The sequence below is a fragment of the Bacillus sp. V26 genome (genome assembly GCF_034296245.1).
Taxonomy (GTDB): domain Bacteria; phylum Bacillota; class Bacilli; order Bacillales; family Bacillaceae; genus Bacillus; species Bacillus halotolerans.
In genome coordinates this window covers 1-265 of record NZ_JAXKQF010000023.1, presented here as the reverse complement: position 1 = coordinate 265, position 265 = coordinate 1, and the positions used below count along the sequence as shown (strand labels likewise).

The window sequence follows — 265 nt, the reverse complement described above, 5'->3', positions numbered from 1 at the left end:
AGCAGGCGCTCTCCCAGCTGAGCTAAGGCCCCATAAAAATGGTCGGGAAGACAGGATTCGAACCTGCGACCCCATGGTCCCAAACCATGTGCTCTACCAAGCTGAGCTACTTCCCGATTTCCCATATCGATAAAATATATGGCGCGCCCGAGAGGAGTCGAACCCCTAACCTTTTGATCCGTAGTCAAACGCTCTATCCAATTGAGCTACGGGCGCAAATTATAATGCCGAGGGCCGGACTTGAACCGGCACGGTAGTCACCTAC

2 tRNA genes are annotated in these 265 nt (G+C 53.2%); both read right to left on the bottom strand.

Annotated features, from left to right (window positions below):
* Positions 1-39: 39 nt before the first annotated feature.
* Positions 40-116 (bottom strand) — tRNA-Pro (locus UJ203_RS20810).
* 23 nt (positions 117-139) lie between these two features.
* Positions 140-216: transfer RNA gene (locus UJ203_RS20805), tRNA-Arg, on the bottom strand.
* Positions 217-265: the final 49 nt, after the last annotated feature.